This window comes from Acidovorax sp. 62 (assembly GCF_002754495.1).
In the GTDB taxonomy this organism is placed as follows: Bacteria; Pseudomonadota; Gammaproteobacteria; order Burkholderiales; family Burkholderiaceae_C; genus Acidovorax.
The window spans coordinates 410199-429104 of sequence record NZ_PEFJ01000001.1 but is presented as its reverse complement, the minus strand read 5'-3'; the positions used below and the strand labels follow the sequence as shown (position 1 = coordinate 429104).

Annotated in this window: 18 protein-coding genes and 1 tRNA gene; 14 read left to right on the top strand and 5 right to left on the bottom strand. The window is 59.7% G+C overall.

Annotated features, from left to right (window positions below; all coding sequences use genetic code 11):
* Positions 1–31 precede the first annotated feature (31 nt).
* Positions 32–1036, bottom strand: a complete 1005-nt coding sequence (gene hrcA / locus CLU86_RS01960) for a heat-inducible transcriptional repressor HrcA (protein ID WP_099658330.1) — start codon at positions 1034–1036, stop codon at positions 32–34.
* 28 nt (positions 1037–1064) lie between these two features.
* On the opposite strand from hrcA, the gene CLU86_RS01955 reads away from it, so the two are divergent.
* The 3 genes from CLU86_RS01955 to rapZ are packed head-to-tail and all read left to right on the top strand — an operon-like array spanning position 1065 to position 4490.
* Positions 1065–1958, top strand: coding sequence for an NAD kinase (locus tag CLU86_RS01955; RefSeq protein WP_099658329.1), 894 nt, complete (start codon positions 1065–1067; stop codon positions 1956–1958).
* A gap of 2 nt (positions 1959–1960) precedes the next feature.
* Positions 1961–3637, top strand: a complete 1677-nt coding sequence (gene recN, locus CLU86_RS01950; protein WP_099740405.1) for a DNA repair protein RecN — start codon at positions 1961–1963, stop codon at positions 3635–3637.
* Complete coding sequence (gene rapZ, locus CLU86_RS01945) at positions 3627–4490, top strand: RNase adapter RapZ (protein WP_099740404.1); 864 nt, start codon at positions 3627–3629, stop codon at positions 4488–4490. The genes recN and rapZ overlap by 11 nt, the downstream gene beginning before the upstream one ends.
* 21 nt (positions 4491–4511) lie before the next feature.
* Here the strand turns inward: rapZ and mutY are convergent, their stop codons facing one another.
* From mutY to mutM, 3 genes are all read right to left on the bottom strand, one after another.
* Positions 4512–5561: an A/G-specific adenine glycosylase gene (gene mutY / locus CLU86_RS01940; protein WP_199175076.1), complete on the bottom strand. Its 1050-nt coding sequence runs from the start codon at positions 5559–5561 to the stop codon at positions 4512–4514.
* A complete protein-coding gene (locus CLU86_RS01935) occupies positions 5558–7519 on the bottom strand; it encodes a dynamin family protein (RefSeq protein WP_099740403.1) in 1962 nt (653 codons plus the stop codon). Before CLU86_RS01935 ends, mutY begins: the two co-directional genes overlap by 4 nt.
* A 110-nt stretch (positions 7520–7629) precedes the next feature.
* Complete coding sequence (gene mutM / locus CLU86_RS01930) at positions 7630–8442, bottom strand: bifunctional DNA-formamidopyrimidine glycosylase/DNA-(apurinic or apyrimidinic site) lyase (RefSeq protein ID WP_099740402.1); 813 nt, start codon at positions 8440–8442, stop codon at positions 7630–7632.
* Here mutM and CLU86_RS01925 point away from each other — a divergent pair.
* The 7 genes from CLU86_RS01925 (at position 8390) to pth (ending at position 14320) form a co-directional block, all read left to right on the top strand.
* Positions 8390–10252: a tetratricopeptide repeat protein gene (locus CLU86_RS01925; RefSeq protein ID WP_233194732.1), complete on the top strand. Its 1863-nt coding sequence runs from the start codon at positions 8390–8392 to the stop codon at positions 10250–10252. The two genes, mutM and CLU86_RS01925, sit on opposite strands and share 53 nt — an antisense overlap.
* A 95-nt stretch (positions 10253–10347) precedes the next feature.
* Positions 10348–10782: a lipoprotein insertase outer membrane protein LolB gene (locus CLU86_RS01920; RefSeq protein ID WP_233194731.1), complete on the top strand. Its 435-nt coding sequence runs from the start codon at positions 10348–10350 to the stop codon at positions 10780–10782.
* A gap of 20 nt (positions 10783–10802) precedes the next feature.
* On the top strand, positions 10803–11654 hold the full coding sequence (ispE, locus tag CLU86_RS01915; RefSeq protein ID WP_099743219.1) for a 4-(cytidine 5'-diphospho)-2-C-methyl-D-erythritol kinase: 852 nt from the start codon (positions 10803–10805) through the stop codon (positions 11652–11654).
* Positions 11655–11690: 36 nt separating this feature from the next.
* Positions 11691–11767: transfer RNA gene (locus tag CLU86_RS01910), tRNA-Gln, on the top strand.
* A gap of 48 nt (positions 11768–11815) precedes the next feature.
* Positions 11816–12787 carry a ribose-phosphate pyrophosphokinase gene (locus CLU86_RS01905; protein WP_099659062.1) on the top strand — a complete coding sequence of 324 codons (972 nt, stop codon included), beginning with the start codon at positions 11816–11818 and terminating at the stop codon, positions 12785–12787.
* A 175-nt stretch (positions 12788–12962) separates the two neighbouring features.
* A complete protein-coding gene (locus tag CLU86_RS01900; RefSeq protein WP_099658321.1) occupies positions 12963–13595 on the top strand; it encodes a 50S ribosomal protein L25/general stress protein Ctc in 633 nt (210 codons plus the stop codon).
* A gap of 113 nt (positions 13596–13708) precedes the next feature.
* The gene (gene pth, locus CLU86_RS01895; RefSeq protein ID WP_099740399.1) at positions 13709–14320 is read left to right on the top strand and encodes an aminoacyl-tRNA hydrolase; all 612 of its coding nucleotides are present in this window, start codon (positions 13709–13711) and stop codon (positions 14318–14320) included.
* Between the two features lie 193 nt (positions 14321–14513).
* On the opposite strand, the gene CLU86_RS01890 is transcribed toward pth, so the two are convergent.
* On the bottom strand, positions 14514–14768 hold the full coding sequence (locus tag CLU86_RS01890) for a YfhL family 4Fe-4S dicluster ferredoxin (RefSeq protein ID WP_099658319.1): 255 nt from the start codon (positions 14766–14768) through the stop codon (positions 14514–14516).
* Positions 14769–14999: 231 nt separating this feature from the next.
* Here CLU86_RS01890 and CLU86_RS01885 point away from each other — a divergent pair, with 231 nt between their 5' ends.
* From CLU86_RS01885 to CLU86_RS01870, 4 genes are read left to right on the top strand one after another with little or no spacing between them, the layout of a single operon-like run.
* Positions 15000–15962, top strand: a complete 963-nt coding sequence (locus tag CLU86_RS01885; RefSeq protein ID WP_099740398.1) for an ABC transporter permease — start codon at positions 15000–15002, stop codon at positions 15960–15962.
* 17 nt (positions 15963–15979) lie between these two features.
* Positions 15980–16888 (top strand): ABC transporter permease, encoded by a 909-nt coding sequence (locus CLU86_RS01880; RefSeq protein WP_099740397.1) that lies wholly within the window; start codon positions 15980–15982, stop codon positions 16886–16888.
* A complete protein-coding gene (locus tag CLU86_RS01875; protein WP_099740396.1) occupies positions 16885–17910 on the top strand; it encodes an ABC transporter ATP-binding protein in 1026 nt (341 codons plus the stop codon). The genes CLU86_RS01880 and CLU86_RS01875 overlap by 4 nt, the downstream gene beginning before the upstream one ends.
* Positions 17907–18809 carry an ATP-binding cassette domain-containing protein gene (locus tag CLU86_RS01870; RefSeq protein ID WP_099740395.1) on the top strand — a complete coding sequence of 301 codons (903 nt, stop codon included), beginning with the start codon at positions 17907–17909 and terminating at the stop codon, positions 18807–18809. The genes CLU86_RS01875 and CLU86_RS01870 overlap by 4 nt, the downstream gene beginning before the upstream one ends.
* Positions 18810–18906 lie beyond the last annotated feature (97 nt).

The window sequence follows — 18906 nt, the reverse complement described above, 5'->3', positions numbered from 1 at the left end:
GCTCTCGCGGAAGCCCCGGATTGTAAGGTGTTTATTTGCGGTAGCTAAGCGCGTTGGAGACCAACTTGGAGGTGATGTCCACGATCTGAATCATCTTGTCATACGGCATGCGCGTAGGCCCAATCACCCCCAGAGTGCCAACCACTTTGCCATCGACTTCGTAAGGCGCACTTACAACAGACAGCTCTTCAAATGGCACCACTTGGCTTTCACCGCCAATGTAGATACGCACACCCTCCGCCTGGCTGGAGATGTCGAGCAACCGCAGTATCTGCGTCTTTTGCTCAAAAAGGTCGAAGGCCCTTCGCAGGTTGCCCATGTCACTGGAGAAGTCACTGACGGACAGCAGGTTGCGCTCGCCAGAAATCACGACTTCATCTTGCGCTTGTGAAAGCACCTCAGAGCTGACAGTCACCGCCGCTTGCATCAATGCAGCGATTTCTCCTCGCAGCAAATCCACCTCTGACTTGAGGCGCTCGCGCACCTGCTCCATCGCAAGCCCCGCATAGTGGGCATTGAGAAAGTTGGCGGCCTCTATCAACTGTGACTGGGAATAGTCGGCGTCCGTAAAGATCACGCGGTTCTGAACATCACCTTCAGGGGAGACGATGATGACCAGAAAGCGTCGCTCAGAGAGCCGCAAGAACTCAATGTGCCGAAACACCGAGGTACGGCGCGGAGCCATGACCACGCCCACAAACTGAGACAAGTTTGAGAGCAAATGGGCTGCATTGGCAATGACCTTTTGCGGCTGCTCTGGCCTCAGTTGCGGCGCATCCAGTCCGTCGCGCTGAACCGTGAGCATCGTGTCCACAAAAAGCCGGTAGCCCCGGGCTGTCGGAATACGCCCGGCGGAGGTGTGTGGGCTGGCGATCAGTCCCAACTCTTCCAGATCCGACATCACATTGCGGATCGTGGCAGGAGAAAGATCCAGCCCAGACGCACGTGAAAGGGTGCGCGAGCCTACGGGCTGCCCATCAGCGATATAGCGCTCGACAAGCGCTTTGAGCAACAACTTGGCACGGTCATCGAGCATTGTTTGATTTTAATGATGTAATTTCCAAATGACCCCGAAACTCCGTCGCGTCGCCTTGATTGGCAAATACCAAGCCTCTGCAGCGTCCGGCATGACTGACAGCAGCTTGCAGGCTCTGGAAGAAATTGCCAGCTTCATGACCCATATGGGCTGTGAAGTCATGCTGGAGGCCGAGACCGCTGCGAACACAGGTCTGCGGCAATATGCGTCCATAGAGGTTGATGCGATTGCCAACTGTGATGTCGGGCTGGTCGTTGGAGGTGACGGCACCATGCTTGGGATTGCCAGAAGGCTTGCTCGGCACGGTACGCCGCTGATTGGGATTAACCAAGGTCGATTGGGCTTTATCACCGATATCCCTTTCGATGCCTATCAGACCACACTGGGGCCCATGTTGCGAGGTGAATATGAAGAAGATTCCCGGCCATTGATGCACGCCAGGGTCATGCGCAACGATGAGATGGTTTTCGAAGCCTTTGCCATGAACGATGTGGTGGTGAACCGGGGCGGCACCTCGGGCATGGTGGAGTTGCGCGTGGAAGTGGGAGGCAGGTTCGTATCCAATCAGCGCGCTGACGGCTTGATCATTGCATCACCTACGGGGTCCACAGCGTACTCTCTGTCTGCTGGAGGCCCCATGCTTCACCCCTCTATTCCAGGCTGGGTGCTGGTTCCTATTGCCCCCCACACATTGTCCAATCGCCCCATTGTTCTATCTGACGCGACCGAGGTGGCGGTGGAAGTGGTGAGCGGACGCGATGTCAGCGCCAATTTTGATATGCAATCGCTGGCCTCGCTTCAGCACGGAGATCGCATCCTTGTGCGCAGGTCGGAGCATTGCGTGCGCTTTTTGCATCCGGTCGGCTGGAACTACTTTGCGACATTGAGGAAAAAGCTCCGCTGGAACGAGGGAGGGTCCTGACCATGTCACTCAAGCGGATGGTGCTGCGCGATTTTGTCATCGTGGAATCGCTTGAACTGGAGTTGCAAGAGGGATTTACCGTTCTGACAGGGGAGACCGGTGCAGGCAAATCCATCTTGGTGGATGCCTTGCAAATCGCCTTAGGCTCCCGGGCAGATGCCAGCGTAGTCAGAGAGCGCGCTACCAAGGCGGACATCTGTGCTGAGTTTGACGTACCAGACCATTTACGACCATGGTTGGAGCATTTGGGCATTGATGCCGACAGCACCGTTTTATTGCGACGCACGGTGGATACCCACGGTCGAAGTCGCGCCTGGATGAACGGCACACCCGTCACAGCCACCCAATTGCGGGCTTTGGGGGAGCAGTTGCTGGACATCCATGGGCAGCACGCGTGGCAGAGTTTGACCCGCCCCGAGTCTGTCCGTGGACTGCTGGACGCCTATGCCAACACAGATCCCAGTTTGACGGCAGCGCTCTGGGCACAGTGGCGGCAAGATCAAAAAACTGCACAACAAGCGCACGAAGCGCAGGCTACGCTGCAACAAGAACGCGACCGCCTTCAGTGGCAAATTTCAGAACTGGACAAGCTAGCCCCGCAGCCCGATGAATGGGATGAGCTGGAGTCAACGCACAAACGCCTGTCCAACGCCCATGCATTGATCGAAGCCGCGCAGTCGGCCATTGACCTCTTGGAAGACGAAGACTCCGGTGTGCTGGCAGCGCTTTCCAGGTCTCATCTTCTGCTACAAAATCAAGAGCATATCGAGGCCGATTTCAGTAGCATGGCCGACATACTGGCATCCAGCTTGGCCCAAGCTAGCGATGTTGCACACTCATTGCAAAGCTATTTGCGGCGCACTGAGATTGATCCCACACGATTGGCAGAGCTGGATGCACGGATTTCGCAATGGCTCCAACTGGCCCGCAGGCACAAGCGTCCCCCGCGCGACCTACCGGCTCTGCTCAAGGACTGGAAAACTTCGCTGGCACAGTTGGACGCCTCCAGTGATCTCGCCGCTCTTGTGACCAAAGCGGATGCCAGCGGCAAGGCCTTTCACGCTGCGGCCAGGGCCTTGTCAATGCAAAGAACCAAGGCGGCACCAAGGCTGTCTTTGGCGATCACCAAGGCCATGCAAGGGCTGGGCATGCAAGGTGGCAAATTTGAGGTGGAGTTGCGCAAACTGCTCGAGCCGGCATCGCATGGCTTGGACGAAGTGTCCTTCCTCGTCGCAGGTCATCCTGGCATGGCGCCCAAACCCATTGGAAAGGTCGCGTCTGGCGGGGAGCTATCGCGCATCTCGCTGGCCATTGCCGTGACCACCAGTCAGTTGGGCAAAGCACCCACTTTGATCTTCGATGAAGTGGATTCCGGAGTGGGCGGCGCCGTCGCGGAGACCGTGGGTCGCTTGATGCAAAAGCTGGGCGCGGATAGGCAGGTCTTGGCAGTCACCCATCTGCCACAAGTGGCCGCATACGCCCACCAGCATTTGCAGGTCTCCAAGCTACGATCCAGCACAGGCACCACCAGCACGGTGGGGCACGTTACCAAAGAAGCGCGAACTGCCGAGATTGCGCGCATGCTCGGGGGCGAGCGCTCCACAGCCACCAGCCTGGCCCATGCCGCAGAAATGCTGCAAGCGGCCAACAGCGAATGCGGGGAAACCCATGGCGCTTGAAATTGTGTTGATCACCGGAATGTCGGGTTCTGGAAAGTCGGTGGCACTCCATGCCATGGAAGATGCGGGCTACTACTGCGTCGACAATTTACCTCCCGAACTGCTGACCGCATTTGTCGCTCTGGAGCATCAGCACCACGGCAACAGAGTGGCGATTGCGATGGATGTGCGCAGTGCCACATCGTTGCCCCAGGTCCCCAAAGAACTCCACCGACTAAAGCTCCAAGGGGTCGTCGTTCAGTCTTTGTTCTTGGATGCAACCACAGGCACTTTGGTACGCCGGTTTTCAGAGACAAGGCGAAGGCACCCTCTCTCCCACGACGAAACCCAACAGGGACGCCAAGCACTGGTGCAAATCATTGAGTTGGAGCGGGAGCTGCTGGCCGACCTGCGCGAACAAGCCCATGTCATCGACACCAGCAACATCCGCGCGTCCCAATTGCAAAGCTACGTCAAGGGACTGCTGTCCGTAGCGCCGGGGGGCATGACGCTGGTGTTCCAGTCATTTGCCTTCAAACGGGGCATTCCGGTGGACGCTGACTATGTGTTTGACGTGCGCATGCTACCGAACCCCCACTACGAGAACGCATTGCGAGACCTCACCGGGTTGGACGCGCCTGTGGCCGATTTTTTGAAGCAGCAGCCGGACGTATCCACCATGCGCCAACACATCGAGCAATTTTTGACCCATTGGCTGGACGTCTTGGAACAAAACCACAGGAGCTATGTCACTGTGGCCATTGGATGCACTGGAGGGCAGCACCGTTCGGTGTACTTGGTAGAGCAACTGGCGCAGATCTTCGAAACACGCTGGAAGGTTCTGCGGAGACACCGAGAGCTGGATGGACGCTGAAATGCCGCACGCCGAGAGCTGCTAGACCAAAGCGTCCAGCATCTTGCGAATCGGCGCCGGCAACCCAGCTTTGGACCACTGCTCTTTCGTCAACCACTGCCCGTCTCCATCGGGGCAAGGGCCCATCGGCACCTGAGCCACAACGGGATGCAGGTGGAGGTCCCTGTGCGTCAAAACGTGCAGGAATGCACCCACTTCCCGAGTCCGATCCACAGAGCTCAGTGACGAAGCCAACGCCCACAAAGCATCACGGTCCGAAAATGCAGGCACACACTGCAGGCCTGCCCAGATGCCTTTGGGAGGACGTGTTTCCAACCAGACGGCACCATCGTCCCGCAGCACCACCAAAAGCCACCAAGACTCAGAACGGCGCGAGAGCTTGCGTGTCTTGACAGGGTACTTCTCTGGCTCACCCAATTTTTGTGCGGCGCACAGGCCCATCAAGGGGCATATCAGGCACTGCGGATTCTTAGGCACACAGATGGTGGCACCCAAGTCCATCATCCCCTGCGTGTAGCGCGGCATGCTCACCGAAAGCTCATCCACCGGTAGCAAAGATTCCGCATGCTCCCACAGAGCCCGCTCGTTTTTGGCAACGGACAAATCCGCATCGAATCCAAGCAGGCGCGTGAGAACCCTGCGGACATTGGCATCCAGAATGGGGGCACGCTGTGAAAAACAAAAAGCCGCGATGGCACCTGCGGTAGACCGACCAATCCCAGGGAGATCGGCCAGCAATGCAACCGTACCGGGGAAGAGACCGCCGTACTCAGCGACCACCCGTTGGGCACAGCGATGCAGATTGCGTGCGCGGCTGTAGTATCCCAGGCCACTCCACAGACCCAGGACTTCGTCCAGAGAAGCCGAAGCCAACGCCCTCACATCTGGAAAACGCGCCAAAAATCGGGCGTAATAGTCGAGGACTGTCACCACCTGGGTTTGCTGCAGCATGATCTCTGAGAGCCAAACCCGGTAAGGATCTCTGGTTTGCTGCCAAGGCAAATGACTGCGCCCGTGCTCAATCTGCCACCGCACAACACGCGTGGCCACTGAATCAGCAACCACGGTCATGCGATCAAGAAGTCCAATGAAGCGTCTTGATGCTCTTCCTCTGGCAACGAAATCAATTGAGCAGTGAGTTCCTGCAAGCGGTGCTCAAGCTGAATCAACTCATCCTCACCCGCCTCAATTTCGGCAATGCGCTCAACCAGCCCACTGGCAGCTTGCTGAATGCGATCCACCGCCTCAATGCGGCGGGAGAAACTGCGCCGACGCTCCCTTAATTGAGCGTCGAGCTGTGCTGTCGCAGACTTGCTCCACAACTCCAGATCGTTGGCTGCCGATTCGTACACGGTACGCAAACGCGTTCCAAGTGCGCGCACCAAGCGCTCGGAAAACTCTGGTTGGGCCAGCTTCAGCGCATTGCTCACGCCAAGGTACTGCAAATGGCTTTGCTCAATTTGGGCCAGGTCGTGCAAAAAGTGCTCAAGCTGAGGTGGCGGCGGCACTTGCAAAGAGAACCCGAACTCCGCATTCAATTGCCTGAATGTGCCGCCCAGCATCGCCTGAATCTCGGTACCGGAAGCCTGGGCTTTGTCCAAGGTGCCGCGCAATCTGTCAAAGGTTTCCAGATAGATCTTACGCACCCCGAGCTTCAAGCCCTTTTGCTGTAGCAACTGCGACAGCTCCGTCAGCTCGGTTTTCAGCGCCTTGGAGCCGAGCTGATGAAACACCTCGCGCAACAGTTTGAGGTGCACGGCGCGCACAGCCTGAATCTTTGCAGTGCTGAGATCAAACTCCTGCTGTTCCTGCTCGATGCGATGCCGCATGCTCTCAATGACCGAGATATTCTTGCCGCGCAAGCTACGCAGCTCCGCCATCTGGTCATCGAGGTCACGGCGCCGGATGTTGATGACACGCGATGTTTCAGAGCGGAGATTGGCCACGCCCGTGGCCACAGCGGCACGCAAAATGGCTTGCCGTCGCCCCATCACGCCTTGCGCAAGTGCCTCCTCCAATGCAGGAAGTCCACTGGACTCCAGCAAAAGGTCGTCACAGGCAATTTTTGCGACCAGTCCTTTTTGGGCTGAGACAGGCACCACCTGATTCAACGGAATGCCCAGCATCTCTGCAGAAGTCCTGCATTGGCGATCCAGTTGCGCCTGCACCTGCTCTGGCGAATTCAAGGCATCCCACAAGGTGTCGATCTTGTTCAGAACAACAAGTCGCGCGTCCATGCTGTCAGTGGATGTGGCCAGATGCTCTCGCCAAATAGAGAGGTCCGAGCGGGTCACCCCGGTATCCGCACTAAGGATGAACACCACGGCATGCGCCTGCGGAATCAGGTTCACCGTAAGCTCTGGCTCTGCCCCAACCGCATTAAGTCCGGGCGTATCCAGGATGACCAGCCCTTGTTTAAGTAACGGATGCGGAATGTTGATCAACGCATGGCGCCACATGGGCACCTCCACCATGCCTTCAGCGTCTGGCACAGGGTTTTCTTCGGCAAGATCGTCGTGCCAAAAGCCCAAGGCCCTGGCATTGTCGAGACTTACGCGCCGAATTTCTGCGACTTTTTCCAGGGCTTTCGCAATCTGATCCGCGTCATTCACATCGAGCGGAATCTCAACCCAACGATCATGCTTAAGACGCCACTCTGCCAAGCCTTGCATCTGCAGACGCGTCTCAATGGGAAGTAGTCGCAAACTTGGAGCGAATGCGGGGTCGTAACCCAACTCGGTGGGGCACATCGTCGTGCGCCCAGCGCTGGCAGGCATGATGCGCCGACCATAGTCGGCAAAAAAAATGGAGTTGATCAGCTCCGACTTGCCACGCGAAAACTCGGCCACGAAGGCCACCATGACTTTGTCAGTCCGGACCTGATTTTCCAAGCGCTGAAGCCGCTCCTGTACAGCAGCATCCATAAGATCATGGCCAGACATCCACTCAGCAAGCTGCTTGAGCTGCTGAGCAAATGCACGTCGCCATGCACCATGCTGGTCGAACTGTTCGTTGAATGAGGGTCCCACTTTGCTCCCGGAATGCGATAGTCGGTCTGCAAGCAGACATGAACAAAATATAGCACCGACCGCTCTGCCTACATAACGCGGCCGATGATCAGCCCATCAAGCTGTTACAACTATCGTTGGCAAACAGGACAATAAAAGCTACTGCGTTGACCCTGGCGCACCATTTTGATGGGCGTGGCGCACACATGGCAGGGCGCTTGGGCACGCCCATACACCTGAGCCGCCGTCTGAAAATGGCCACTGGCGCCATCTGCGCTAGAAAAGTCCTTCAAGCTACTTCCCCCCATTTGCACAGCCCTCTCCAGCACTTCGCAAATACTCTGGTGCAAGTGCTTGATCCGGGCAATCGTTAACCCAGAAGACCGTACTGTGGGGCGTATGCCAGCCAGAAAAAGGGCTTCGGACGCATAAATGTTGCCCACCCCCACCACCAAGCGCCCTGCAAGCAGCAGTTGCTTGATTGGCAAACGGCTCGACCGCACGCCTTGCACAAACGTATCAACGGCAAAGGCGCCTCCCAGAGGCTCCATGCCCAAACCCCCGAGCAGCTTGACCGCGACCGGGTCAACCTCGTCCACTGCGTAAACCACAGCGCCAAAACGCCGTGGGTCATGCAAGCGCAGCGTTCCGCTGGAAGTCACCAAATCCCAGTGGTCATGCTTGTCCGCTTCGGGCAAATGCGACGCAAATCGCAAACTCCCCGACATTCCCAAGTGAACCAGCAACATACCCCGATCTAGGTCCAGCAACAGGTACTTGCCACGGCGCCGAACCCGCGCCACGAATCGACCAACCACCGCGTGCGGCTCACACCCCAAGGGCCAACGCAAGGGCTTCCCCATTCGCATGGAGAGTACCTGAGCACCCGCAATGGCGTCCGCAAAGCTGCGTCGAGTGACCTCAACCTCTGGCAACTCAGGCATATGCAGTCTCTTCGAGCAAGGGGGCGTACATGTGGATTATTATGGTTCGATGGAGCATATTCATCGCTTTCGTTTGATCCCCCTGACCACTGTTTTGGCGCTTGCCGCGACTTGCAGTTGGGCTCAACCAGTACAAACAGCCAAACAAAAAACAGCCACGACCGACGTCGCAGAGGAAGGTACGTCGACAGACGGTAACCTTTTCTACGAAGTTTTGCTTGGAGAAGTCACCACACGCACGGGCGATCCAGGTGCAGGCTATGCCTTGATGCTGGACGCCGCCCGGCGCAGCCACAGCAGCCAGCTGTATCAACGGGCTGCTGACATTGCCTTGCAATCACGCTCCGGCGAATATGCGTTGGCAGCAGCCAAGGCATGGCAAGAAGACCACCCCCAATCTCGGGAGGCCAATCGCTATGTGCTCCAGATCCTGATTGCCCTCAACAGAGTCAGTGAAACCGCAGCGCCATTGCAGCAACTCATCCTGCAAGCGCCTGCGCCCGGCAAAGTCGGCATTTTGAGCGCCATCCCACAGATGTATGGACGCGTAAGCGATAAAGCTGCCGCAGCCAGAGCAGTGCAAGAAGCACTCAAAGCCGAAATAGCCAACCCGTCCACCGGGGCGGCGGCCTGGATTACCGTGGGACGCATGCGTTTGGCCGCTGGCGACCAACCCGGATCGCTGGAGAGTCTCGCGAAGGCGCAGGCCATCGACCCCACCTATGAAGGTTTGGCCAGACTCGCGTTGGAGCTTCTGGATGAAGGTCGTAACGAAGCCAAGCCTTTTGTTACACACTTTCTACAACAACAGCCAGCCCCTGAAATCCGGATGCTCTATGCACGGGTTCTGCTTGCCCAATCCCAATTTACAGAAGCATCAGACCAACTGCATCGGGTCACACAAGACAAGCCCGATATGGCCGAGGCATGGCTTGTGCTCGCCAGCCTGCAGGTGCAGGATCAAAAGCTGACACTGGCAGCAAAATCCTTGCGCAAGTTCATGGACATAGCCCAAGCTGCGGGTGATACCGAGATCAACCAGCGGATCATGACCCAAGCCTATGTGCTGGCCGCGCAAATTGCAGAAAAGCAAGGCGACCTGAAGGCGGCGCAGGGCTGGTTGGATCGCATCGAAAGTCCCAACGATTCTTTCAGCGTGCAACGCCAACGCGCGTCCATTCTGGCCAAGCAAGGGCGCATGAATGAAGCAAGGGCCTTGCTAAAAGAGCTGCCAGGCAGCAACGCTGAAGAGCAACGGATGAAACTGTTGGCCGAAGTGCAATTGCTCAAAGAGCACAACCAAAACGAAGAAGCTTTTCAGCTGCAGGGCAAAGCACTGAACGAGTCACCAGAAGACAACGACTTGGCCTATGACCAAGCCATGCTGGCAGAAAAAACGGGGCGACTGGATGTCATGGAAAAGCTGCTGCGCCAAGTCATCGCACGGCAGCCCGACTACCACCATGCCTACAACGCTCTGGGCTATTCGCTTGCAGACCGCGGGGTGCGGTTGAACGAAGCCAAGCAGCTCATTCAAAAAGCCCTTGACCTCGCCCCCGGTGACCCATTCATCACAGACAGCTTGGCCTGGGCGGAATTCCGCTTGGGCAACAAGGCCCAGGCACAGCAACTGCTGCAATCCGCCTTCTCCAAAAAGCCCGACGCTGAAATAGCAGCCCACCTGGGTGAAGTGTTCTGGAGCCAGGGCAATACAGAGAAAGCCAAAGCCATCTGGAAAGAGGGCTTGCGACTGAACCCCGACAACCAGACGCTCAAAGAAACGCTCAAGCGCCTCGGGGTTTCATTTTGATGCGTGGTGCGCGCTATTTGACATGCGATGCACCGCAATCCTCCCTGCGCAGAGGGATGCTTCTGAGTATCTCAAGCACCCTGTTGGGAGGGCTTGTGGGCTGCGCACTCCCCCCTCGCACCACCAATGCAGAGACTCCATTCTGGTCGGGGCGCATTGCGCTACAGGTAGAAGGCGACACACCCCAATCGTTTGCCGCCTTGTTTGAACTGGAAGGCGAAGAAAGCCAAGGCCAGCTCACGCTGTTCAGCCCCCTGGGCACTACGCTGGGGCAATTGCGCTGGGATGCAGGCACCGCGACCTTGCAAACCGGCCAACAAATTCAGCGCTCCGACTCGCTGGACGCCTTGGTGCTCCAACTGACCGGTGCAGCATTGCCAGTCAAAGCCATTTTTCATTGGCTAAAGGGCTCCCAAGCAGAGGCAGCCGGCTGGACTTCTGACTTGAGTGCGGCCCCCCAAGGTCGCATCACTGCGCAGCGGATCCTCCCTGAGCCCAAGGCGACGCTGCGCATCTCGCTGTCCCAATGAGCCAGGCTCACAACCAACGTATGCAAGCGCTTTACGACGTTCCCGCCCCAGCAAAGCTGAATCTGTTTTTGCATATCACCGGCCGCAGAGAGGACGGATATCACCTGCTTCAGTCAGTCTTCATGCTGCTGGACTGGTGCGACACGCTCCACTTTGAAATGCGGTCCGACGGGAGACTCAGCCGCGAGGATCTCGACACTAAACTGCCCGCCATGGACCTGACCCTGCGAGCAGCCCACGCACTGCAAGAGGCCACGGGCTGCCGCGCAGGCGCACACATTGGAGTGCAAAAAAACATTCCAGCGCAAGCAGGCATGGGCGGCGGCTCGTCAGATGCAGCAACCACCCTGATCGCCCTCAACCGCCTCTGGAAGCTGAACCTTCCCCGCCCAGCCCTGGAGCGCATCGGCTTGGCATTGGGTGCAGACGTTCCGTTTTTTTTGCGCGGGCACAACGCCTGGGTGGAAGGAATTGGTGAGACAATCCGGCCCCTTGAGCCAGGACAACAACCACCACTAACGCAGTTTGTGGTGGTCAAACCTCAGGCCGGATTGGAGACAAAAGCAATTTTTTCTTCACCCGTTCTGAAGCGTGATTCAAGTCATGCTACAATCTTAGGCTTTGCTGCAGCACACTACGACTTTGGTCGTAACGACTTGCAGCCAGTCGCAGAAAGTTTGTGCCCCGATGTGAAAAAAGCCATAAATTGGCTGAAATCCAAAGGAATGCATGCTAGAATGACGGGCTCGGGTAGTGCAGTGTTTGCACAAATGCCGCGCGATGTCAATTTTCAGGACGCTCCCAGCGAATGGAAAATTAAAACATGCGGCAATCTGATGATTCATCCTCTGGCAGGGTGGATTTCAGAATGAAATTAAGGTTGATTGCCTTCGGCAGTTGACCCGTGTAGGGGAGTCGCCAAGCTGGTTAAGGCACCGGATTTTGATTCCGGCATGCGAAGGTTCGAATCCTTCTTCCCCTGCCAAATTCTCGTTTCCGCATACAGGCTTTTTTTCAGACTGCTGGGATGCTCATGCAAGCCAACCAACCCGACTTCATGGTTTTCACCGGCAATGCCAATCCTGGCATGGCAGCTGAAATTGCAAAACACCTTGGCACCCAATTGGGCGCAGCCGATGTGGGCCGATTCTCTGACGGTGAAGTCACTGTCGAAATCAAGCAAAACGTTCGTGCACGCGATGTGTTCGTGGTTCAGTCCACTTGCGCACCAACGAACGACAACCTCATGGAATTGCTGATCATGGTGGATGCGCTCAAGCGCGCATCGGCCGAGCGCATCAGTGCCGTGATTCCTTATTTTGGCTACGCCCGCCAAGACCGCCGTCCCCGTTCCACACGCGTGCCCATCACCGCCAAGGTGGTGGCCAACATGTTGCAGGCCGTCGGGGTGGCCCGTGTGCTGACGATGGATCTGCACGCGGACCAGATTCAAGGGTTCTTCGATATTCCCGTAGACAACATCTACGCATCACCTGTGCTGCTGGGTGACCTGCGCCAAAAGAACTACGAAGACCTGATTGTGGTCTCCCCCGACGTGGGTGGTGTGGTGCGTGCTCGTGCATTGGCCAAGCAACTGGGTTGCGATCTGGCCATCATCGACAAGCGTCGCCCCAAGGCCAACGTTTCGGAAGTGATGCACGTGATCGGTGAGATCGAAGGCCGCAACTGCGTCATCATGGACGACATGATCGACACGGCTGGCACGCTGGTCAAAGCCGCCGAAGTGCTCAAGGAGCGCGGCGCCAAGAAGGTGTACGCCTACTGTACCCACCCCATCTTCTCGGGTCCTGCCATCGAACGCATTTCCAAGGGCTCGGCCCTGGATGAGATCGTGGTGACCAACACCATCCCATTGAGCGAAACCGCCAAGGGATGTTCCAAGATTCGCCAATTGTCCGTGGCACCGCTGATTGCAGAGACGATCCAGCGCATTGCCAAGGGCGAGTCGGTGATGAGCCTGTTCTCGGACCAAGACAACGCCTGATGACCAGCGGGCTCCCCTCAAGGGAAGCCGCTTTTTCATCGACGCTGCAACAAGCCTCCTTCGGGAGGCTTGTCCGTTCGAGAACAACCCAGTAGGTCTGCCATACGCAATACGCAGGCAGATCTTTTTTAACAGGGAACGACTGGTCGCGGTCGACCCTTTCCAGGAGCTAACTATGAACTTCGTCGCTTTTGAGCGCGCCAAGCAAGGTACGGGTGCGAGCCGCCGTCTGCGCAATTCGGGCAAGACGCCTGGCATCGTGTACGGCGGTGCTGCGGAACCCCAACTGATCGAGATCGACCACAACGCTCTGTGGCACGCCCTCAAGAAGGAAGCCTTTCACTCCAGCGTGCTGGACATGGAAGTGGCTGGCAAGACTGCCAAGGTTGTGCTGCGCGACGTGCAATACCACCCCTACAAGCAATTGGTTCTGCACATCGACTTCCAGCGCGTGGACGACAAGACCAAGCTGCACCTGAAGGTGCCACTGCACTTCAGCGGTGCAGAAGAGTCCCCTGCCGTTAAGGTGGACAAGTGCATGGTCAACCCCATCGTGAACGAACTCGATGTGACCTGCATGCCTTCGGACCTGCCAGAGTTCATCGCTGTCGATCTGTCCAAGCTGGAAAAGGGCGTGTCCCTGAACCTCAAGGACATCAAGCTGCCCAAGGGCGTGAGCGCCGTGATCCGTGGCAACAAGCAAAACCCTGTGCTCGTGTCGGTGGTGCCTCCAGTGGTGGTGGAAGACACCCCAGCTGAAGCCGCTCCAGCTGCTGACGCCAAGGGCAAGGGCAAGGGCAAGAAGTAAGCTCAGGCTTGCATTGACTCCCCTGCTGCTGCCGCCCTATACAGGGTTGGCAGCCCAAACGGCCCACCCATGTGGGCCGTTTTTTTTGATCTGCTCCACAGATAATCGCCGACATGATCAAGCTGTTTGTGGGCCTGGGCAATCCCGGGCCAGACTATGAGGCCACGCGCCACAACGCCGGGTTCTGGTGGATTGATGCACTGGCACGCGAGTTGAAAGTGCACTTGGTGCCTGAGCGCAGCTACTACGGGCTGGCGGGCCGCGCCACGGTGCACGGGCAAAGCGTCTGGCTGCTGCAACCGCAGACCTTCATGAACCTCTCCGGCAAATCGGTCGCATCGCTGGCACGCTTCTTCAAGATCCAGCCAGATGAGATTCTGGTGGTGCACGACGAGCTGGACCTCCCACCAGGCCAGGTCAAGCTCAAGCGCGGCGGCAGCCACGCAGGCCACAACGGGTTGAGAGACATCCATGCCCAACTGGGCTCGCCCGACTACTGGCGCTTGCGCATCGGCATCGGCCACCCAGGCGAAAAAGCCGAAGTCCCCCACTGGGTGCTCAAAAAGCCGGCCCCCGACCAGCGCATGCTGATTGAAGACAGCATTGCCCACTCGCTCAAGGCCCACCCCGCCCTGCTGGAAGGCGACATGGATAAAGCCACCTTGCTGGTGCACACCACCAAGCCCCCACGCCCCAAGCCGCCTCGGCCTGCCGAAACGCTCTGACTCTTCAACAAATTGCTATGTTTTAGATAGCTGCTAGCGCTTGATTGATAAGCGCTAGGGGCCCAATTGGGTCATAAATTCCCCAGCAAGCGGGGCCCTGCCCCCAGCCGCCCCGTTGGGACGACCAGCCCAAGCACGCCACAGACGGCACACCGTCGCCCTAAGCCTTGCGGGGCCATGCCGACCCACCGCCTCAGGATGCAGCGGCCTGCAGGCGTTGGAATTTCTGCCACAGGGTTTCGCGGCTTTCCACATGTTGCGGGTTCACCGGGATGCAGGCCACAGGGCAAATCTGCACGCACTGCGGCTCATCAAAATGCCCCACGCACTCGGTGCATTTGCTGGGCTCGATCTCATAGATCTCCTGGCCCAGGTAAATCGCATCGTTGGGGCATTCGGGCTCACACACATCGCAGTTGATGCATTCGTCGGTGATCATCAGCGCCATGCGAGGCTCCCACAGGCGCCAGGGGCCGCCTGAATACGAAGGGACAGGGCCATGGATGGGGCCACCGAAAAGGGCAAGGCAAACGTCATGGCGGTGATTATCCCGCGACCATGGCACAAAGCTTGCACGCCTGGGCACAACCCACTGCCCGCAGAAGGGGCGCTTTGCCGCTATGCTTTGTCCGCACATGCATTGATACACCCTCTCTTGCCTCGCCACTGACACCTCCCCATGGGACTGTTTCTCCTCAAACGATTGACCACGCTGCTCGCCACCTTGCTCGGCGCGTCTGCGGTGGTGTTCCTGGTGCTGGAGATACTTCCGGGCAATGCCGCGCAAATGCTGATGGGCCCGGACGCGTCACCCGAGGCCGTGGCCGCCTTGGCCAGCAAATTGGGGCTGGACCAGCCCGCGCTGCAGCGCTATGGGCAATGGATCGGCGGCCTGGTGGGGGGCAACATGGGCGAAAGCTACGCCTACAGCTCGCCCGTGCTGGACCTGGTGCTGGAGCGGCTGGCCCTCACGGTGCCGCTGGCGCTCATGGCCATGGTGATCACCACCGTGCTCGCTTTGCTGGCAGGCGTCTATGCCGCCTCGCGCCACAACCGCTGGGGCGATGTGGGCGTGATGGCCCTGGCACAGGTGGGCATCGCCATCCCCAACTTCTGGTTTGCCATCCTGCTGATCCTGCTGTTCTCGGTCAAGCTGCAATGGTTTGCGGCGGGCGGTTTTCCGGGCTGGACCGAGGACAGCGGTGGTGGACTTCTGCAAGCACTCCAGGCGCTGCTGTTGCCTGCCATTGCCCTGGCCGTGGTGCAAGCGGCCATCCTGGCCCGCATCACCCGATCGGCCGTGCTGGAGGTGCTGCGCGAAGACTTTGTGCGCACCGCCCGCGCCAAGGGCCTGTCGCAACGGGCCGCACTGTGGGGCCATGTGCTGCGCAACGCCATGATCCCGGTGGTCACCGTCATGGGGCTGCAATTTGCCTCGTTGCTGGCGGGCACCATCGTGGTGGAAAACGTGTTCTACCTGCCGGGGCTGGGGCGGCTGATTTTCCAGTCCATCGCCAACCGCGACCTCATCGTGGTGCGCAACTGCGTCATGCTGCTGGCGGCCATGGTGATCGTGGTGAATTTTGTGGTGGACATCCTTTACGCGGTGATCGACCCTCGCGTGAAGGCCAGCGACATCTGAGAGGCTGAACCTGCCCCATGGCCAAAGACACCTCCACACTCGCTTCGGCGCAGGCCACAGGCCCACAGCCCGCGCCCGCTGCCCTGCGCCCGCCCACCTGGGTGCAGCGTGCACTGCGCCACCGCAGCTTTGTGCTGGGTGCCGTGCTCACGCTGTTCATGCTCGGCACCGCCGCGCTGTCCCTGGTCTGGACACCCTGGTCGCCCTATGAGGTGGACATGGCCAGCAAGCTGCAGGCCCCTTCGGGCGCGCACTGGCTGGGCACCGATGCCTTTGGGCGCGACATCGTCTCGCTCATCATGGTGGGGGCGCGCAACTCCATCCTCGTCGGCGTGATTGCGGTGGGCATCGGCATGGGCATCGGCACCGCGCTGGGCCTTCTGGCCGCTGCACGGCGCGGCTGGGTAGAAGAAGCCATCATGCGCCTGGCCGACTTCACCTTCGCCTTCCCTGCCCTGCTCCTGGCCATCATGCTCACGGCCGTGTTTGGCGCGGGCATCGTCAATTCCATCATTGCCATCGGCATCTTCTACATACCGACCTTCGCGCGGGTCACCCGGGCGTCGGCCAATGCCGTGTGGTCGCGCGAGTACATCCTGGCGGCCCGCGCCTGCGGCAAGGGGCCCTGGCGCATCACGCTGGAGCATGTGCTGCCCAACATCCTTTCCGCTTTGATTGTTCAGGCCACCATCCAGTTTGCACTGGCCATCCTGGCCGAAGCGGCCTTGTCGTACCTGGGCCTGGGCACACAACCGCCCGAGCCCTCCTGGGGCCGCATGCTGAGCGAGGCCCAGACCCTCATGTTCCAGGCCCCCATGCTGGCCGTCTGGCCCGGCGTGGCGATTGCCCTGGCCGTGCTGGGGCTGAACCTGCTGGGCGACGGTTTGCGCGACCTGATGGACCCCCGTTTGGCGAGGAAGAGATGACATTGCTTGAAGTCTCCAACCTCCGCATCCGCTTGCAGACCCACCGGGGCCCCGCCGATGCGGTGCGCGGCGTGGGCTTTGCGCTGGGGCGTGGCGAGACGCTGGGGCTGATTGGCGAGTCGGGCTGCGGCAAATCGCTCACCGCCATGGCGCTCATGGGGCTGCTGCCTGACAGCGCAGAAGTCTCGGGCAGCATCCAGTTTGACGGACAAGAACTGGTGGGCCGCAGCGACGCGCAGATGTGCCAGTTGCGCGGGCACCGCATCGGCATGGTGTTCCAGGAGCCCATGACCGCGCTCAACCCCGTGCACACCATAGGCCGCCAGGTGGCCGAGCCCTTGCGCAGGCACCTGGGCCTGGATGCCAGCACCGCACGCCAGCAAGCCATTGCCCTGCTTGACCGCGTAGGCATCCCCAGCGCGGCACAGCGCTTTGACGCCTATCCACACCAGTTCTCGGGCGGCCAGCGCCAGCGCATCACCATCGCCATGGCACTGGCCTGCGGGCCAGACCTGCTGATTGCCGATGAGCCCACCACCGCGCTGGATGTGACCATCCAGCAGCAGATTTTGGACCTCATCAGCGACCTGGTGGCCGAACGCCACATGGCGCTCATCCTCATCTCGCACGACCTGGGCGTGATCTCGCAGAACGTGGACCGCATGCTGGTGATGTACGGCGGCAGCGTGGTCGAGAGCGGCCCCACGGCCTCGGTGTTTGCGGCCATGGCCCACCCCTACACGCGCGGCCTGCTGGCCGCACGCCCGCAGATGGGCGCGCAGCGGACACCCACAGCGCGGCTCGCCACCATCGCAGGCACGGTGCCCGAGCTGGTGGATTTGCCCACAGGCTGTACCTTTGCAGGCCGCTGCGCCTTCACCGCACAAGCCTGCCACGGCACCTGCCCGCCGGCCACCGTGGTCGCGCACGATGCAGACGGTGTGCACGAGGTGCGCTGCCTGCGCCCCGAGGCCATGCAGGCGGCCAGCCACACCGCCCAGACCACTCAGGCAGCCGCATGACCCTGTCCACCCCCTCTTCGGCCCCACCAGCCCTCGACGCGCCTCTGCTCGAAGTGACCGACCTGGTGCGTGAATACACCCTGCCCCGCGAGCACCTGCTGCGCCCACCGGCCAAAGTGCAGGCTCTCAAAGGCGTGAGCTTTTCCATGCCCAGCGGCCGCAGCCTGGGCATCGTGGGCGAGTCAGGGTCGGGCAAATCCACTCTCGCCCGCACCGTGATGGCGCTGGACACCCCCACCTCGGGCAGCGTGCACCTGCTGGGCCGCAACCTGCACCAACTGGCCCCAGCAGCGCTGCGCCAGGCCCGGCGGGATTTTCAAATGGTGTTCCAAGACCCCTACGGCTCGCTGGACCCGCGCCAGACGGTAGAGCGCATCGTGAGCGAGCCCCTGCAGGCCCAGGGCGAAACCACCCGCGCCATGCAACGCGAGCAAGCCGCCGAAGTGCTGGCCCAGGTGGGCCTGCGCACCAACGACCTGGACAAGTACCCGCATGAATTCTCGGGCGGGCAGCGCCAGCGCATTGCCATTGCGCGGGCCCTCATCACCCGGCCCCGGCTCATCGTGGCGGACGAGCCGGTCAGCGCCCTGGATGTGTCGGTGCAAGCCCAGGTGCTCAACCTGCTGCAGGATTTGCAGCAGACCTTTGGCGTGAGCTACCTGCTCATCAGCCACGATTTGGCCGTGGTCAACCACCTGTGCGATGAGGTCGTGGTGCTCTACCAGGGGCAGATTGTGGAACGCGGTGCACCGGCGCAACTGTTCCACCACGCGCAGCACCCCTACACCCAGGCCCTGGTGGCCGCGGTGCCCCAGGTGCAGCCGGGGCGGGCGCGTGCAAGGCGGCTGGCTGCGGCGGCCGCACGCGCCAACAGCCCTGCCCCCGCGCCTGCGGCGTGACGTCCCAAAGGCTGTCGATGGTGTACAAAGCGCTCTGTCTCCCGCCCCGCTGCCACGCACCGATGCGCGGGCGGCTGCAGGTTTTTGTCTGGTCTTA

Excerpts from the sequence above, each read along its gene's own strand:
- hrcA (WP_099658330.1), bottom strand. The coding sequence starts at position 1,036 with ATGCTCGATGACCGTGCCAAGTTGTTGCTCAAAGCGCTTGTCGAGCGC.
- CLU86_RS01955 (WP_099658329.1), top strand. The coding sequence starts at position 1,065 with ATGACCCCGAAACTCCGTCGCGTCGCCTTGATTGGCAAATACCAAGCC.
- recN (WP_099740405.1), top strand. The coding sequence starts at position 1,961 with ATGTCACTCAAGCGGATGGTGCTGCGCGATTTTGTCATCGTGGAATCG.
- rapZ (WP_099740404.1), top strand. The coding sequence starts at position 3,627 with ATGGCGCTTGAAATTGTGTTGATCACCGGAATGTCGGGTTCTGGAAAG.
- mutY (WP_199175076.1), bottom strand. The coding sequence starts at position 5,561 with ATGACCGTGGTTGCTGATTCAGTGGCCACGCGTGTTGTGCGGTGGCAG.
- CLU86_RS01925 (WP_233194732.1), top strand. The coding sequence starts at position 8,390 with ATGGCGTCCGCAAAGCTGCGTCGAGTGACCTCAACCTCTGGCAACTCA.
- mutM (WP_099740402.1), bottom strand. The coding sequence starts at position 8,442 with ATGCCTGAGTTGCCAGAGGTTGAGGTCACTCGACGCAGCTTTGCGGAC.
- ispE (WP_099743219.1), top strand. The coding sequence starts at position 10,803 with ATGCAAGCGCTTTACGACGTTCCCGCCCCAGCAAAGCTGAATCTGTTT.
- CLU86_RS01905 (WP_099659062.1), top strand. The coding sequence starts at position 11,816 with ATGCAAGCCAACCAACCCGACTTCATGGTTTTCACCGGCAATGCCAAT.
- CLU86_RS01900 (WP_099658321.1), top strand. The coding sequence starts at position 12,963 with ATGAACTTCGTCGCTTTTGAGCGCGCCAAGCAAGGTACGGGTGCGAGC.
- pth (WP_099740399.1), top strand. The coding sequence starts at position 13,709 with ATGATCAAGCTGTTTGTGGGCCTGGGCAATCCCGGGCCAGACTATGAG.
- CLU86_RS01890 (WP_099658319.1), bottom strand. The coding sequence starts at position 14,768 with ATGGCGCTGATGATCACCGACGAATGCATCAACTGCGATGTGTGTGAG.
- CLU86_RS01885 (WP_099740398.1), top strand. The coding sequence starts at position 15,000 with ATGGGACTGTTTCTCCTCAAACGATTGACCACGCTGCTCGCCACCTTG.
- CLU86_RS01880 (WP_099740397.1), top strand. The coding sequence starts at position 15,980 with ATGGCCAAAGACACCTCCACACTCGCTTCGGCGCAGGCCACAGGCCCA.
- CLU86_RS01875 (WP_099740396.1), top strand. The coding sequence starts at position 16,885 with ATGACATTGCTTGAAGTCTCCAACCTCCGCATCCGCTTGCAGACCCAC.
- CLU86_RS01870 (WP_099740395.1), top strand. The coding sequence starts at position 17,907 with ATGACCCTGTCCACCCCCTCTTCGGCCCCACCAGCCCTCGACGCGCCT.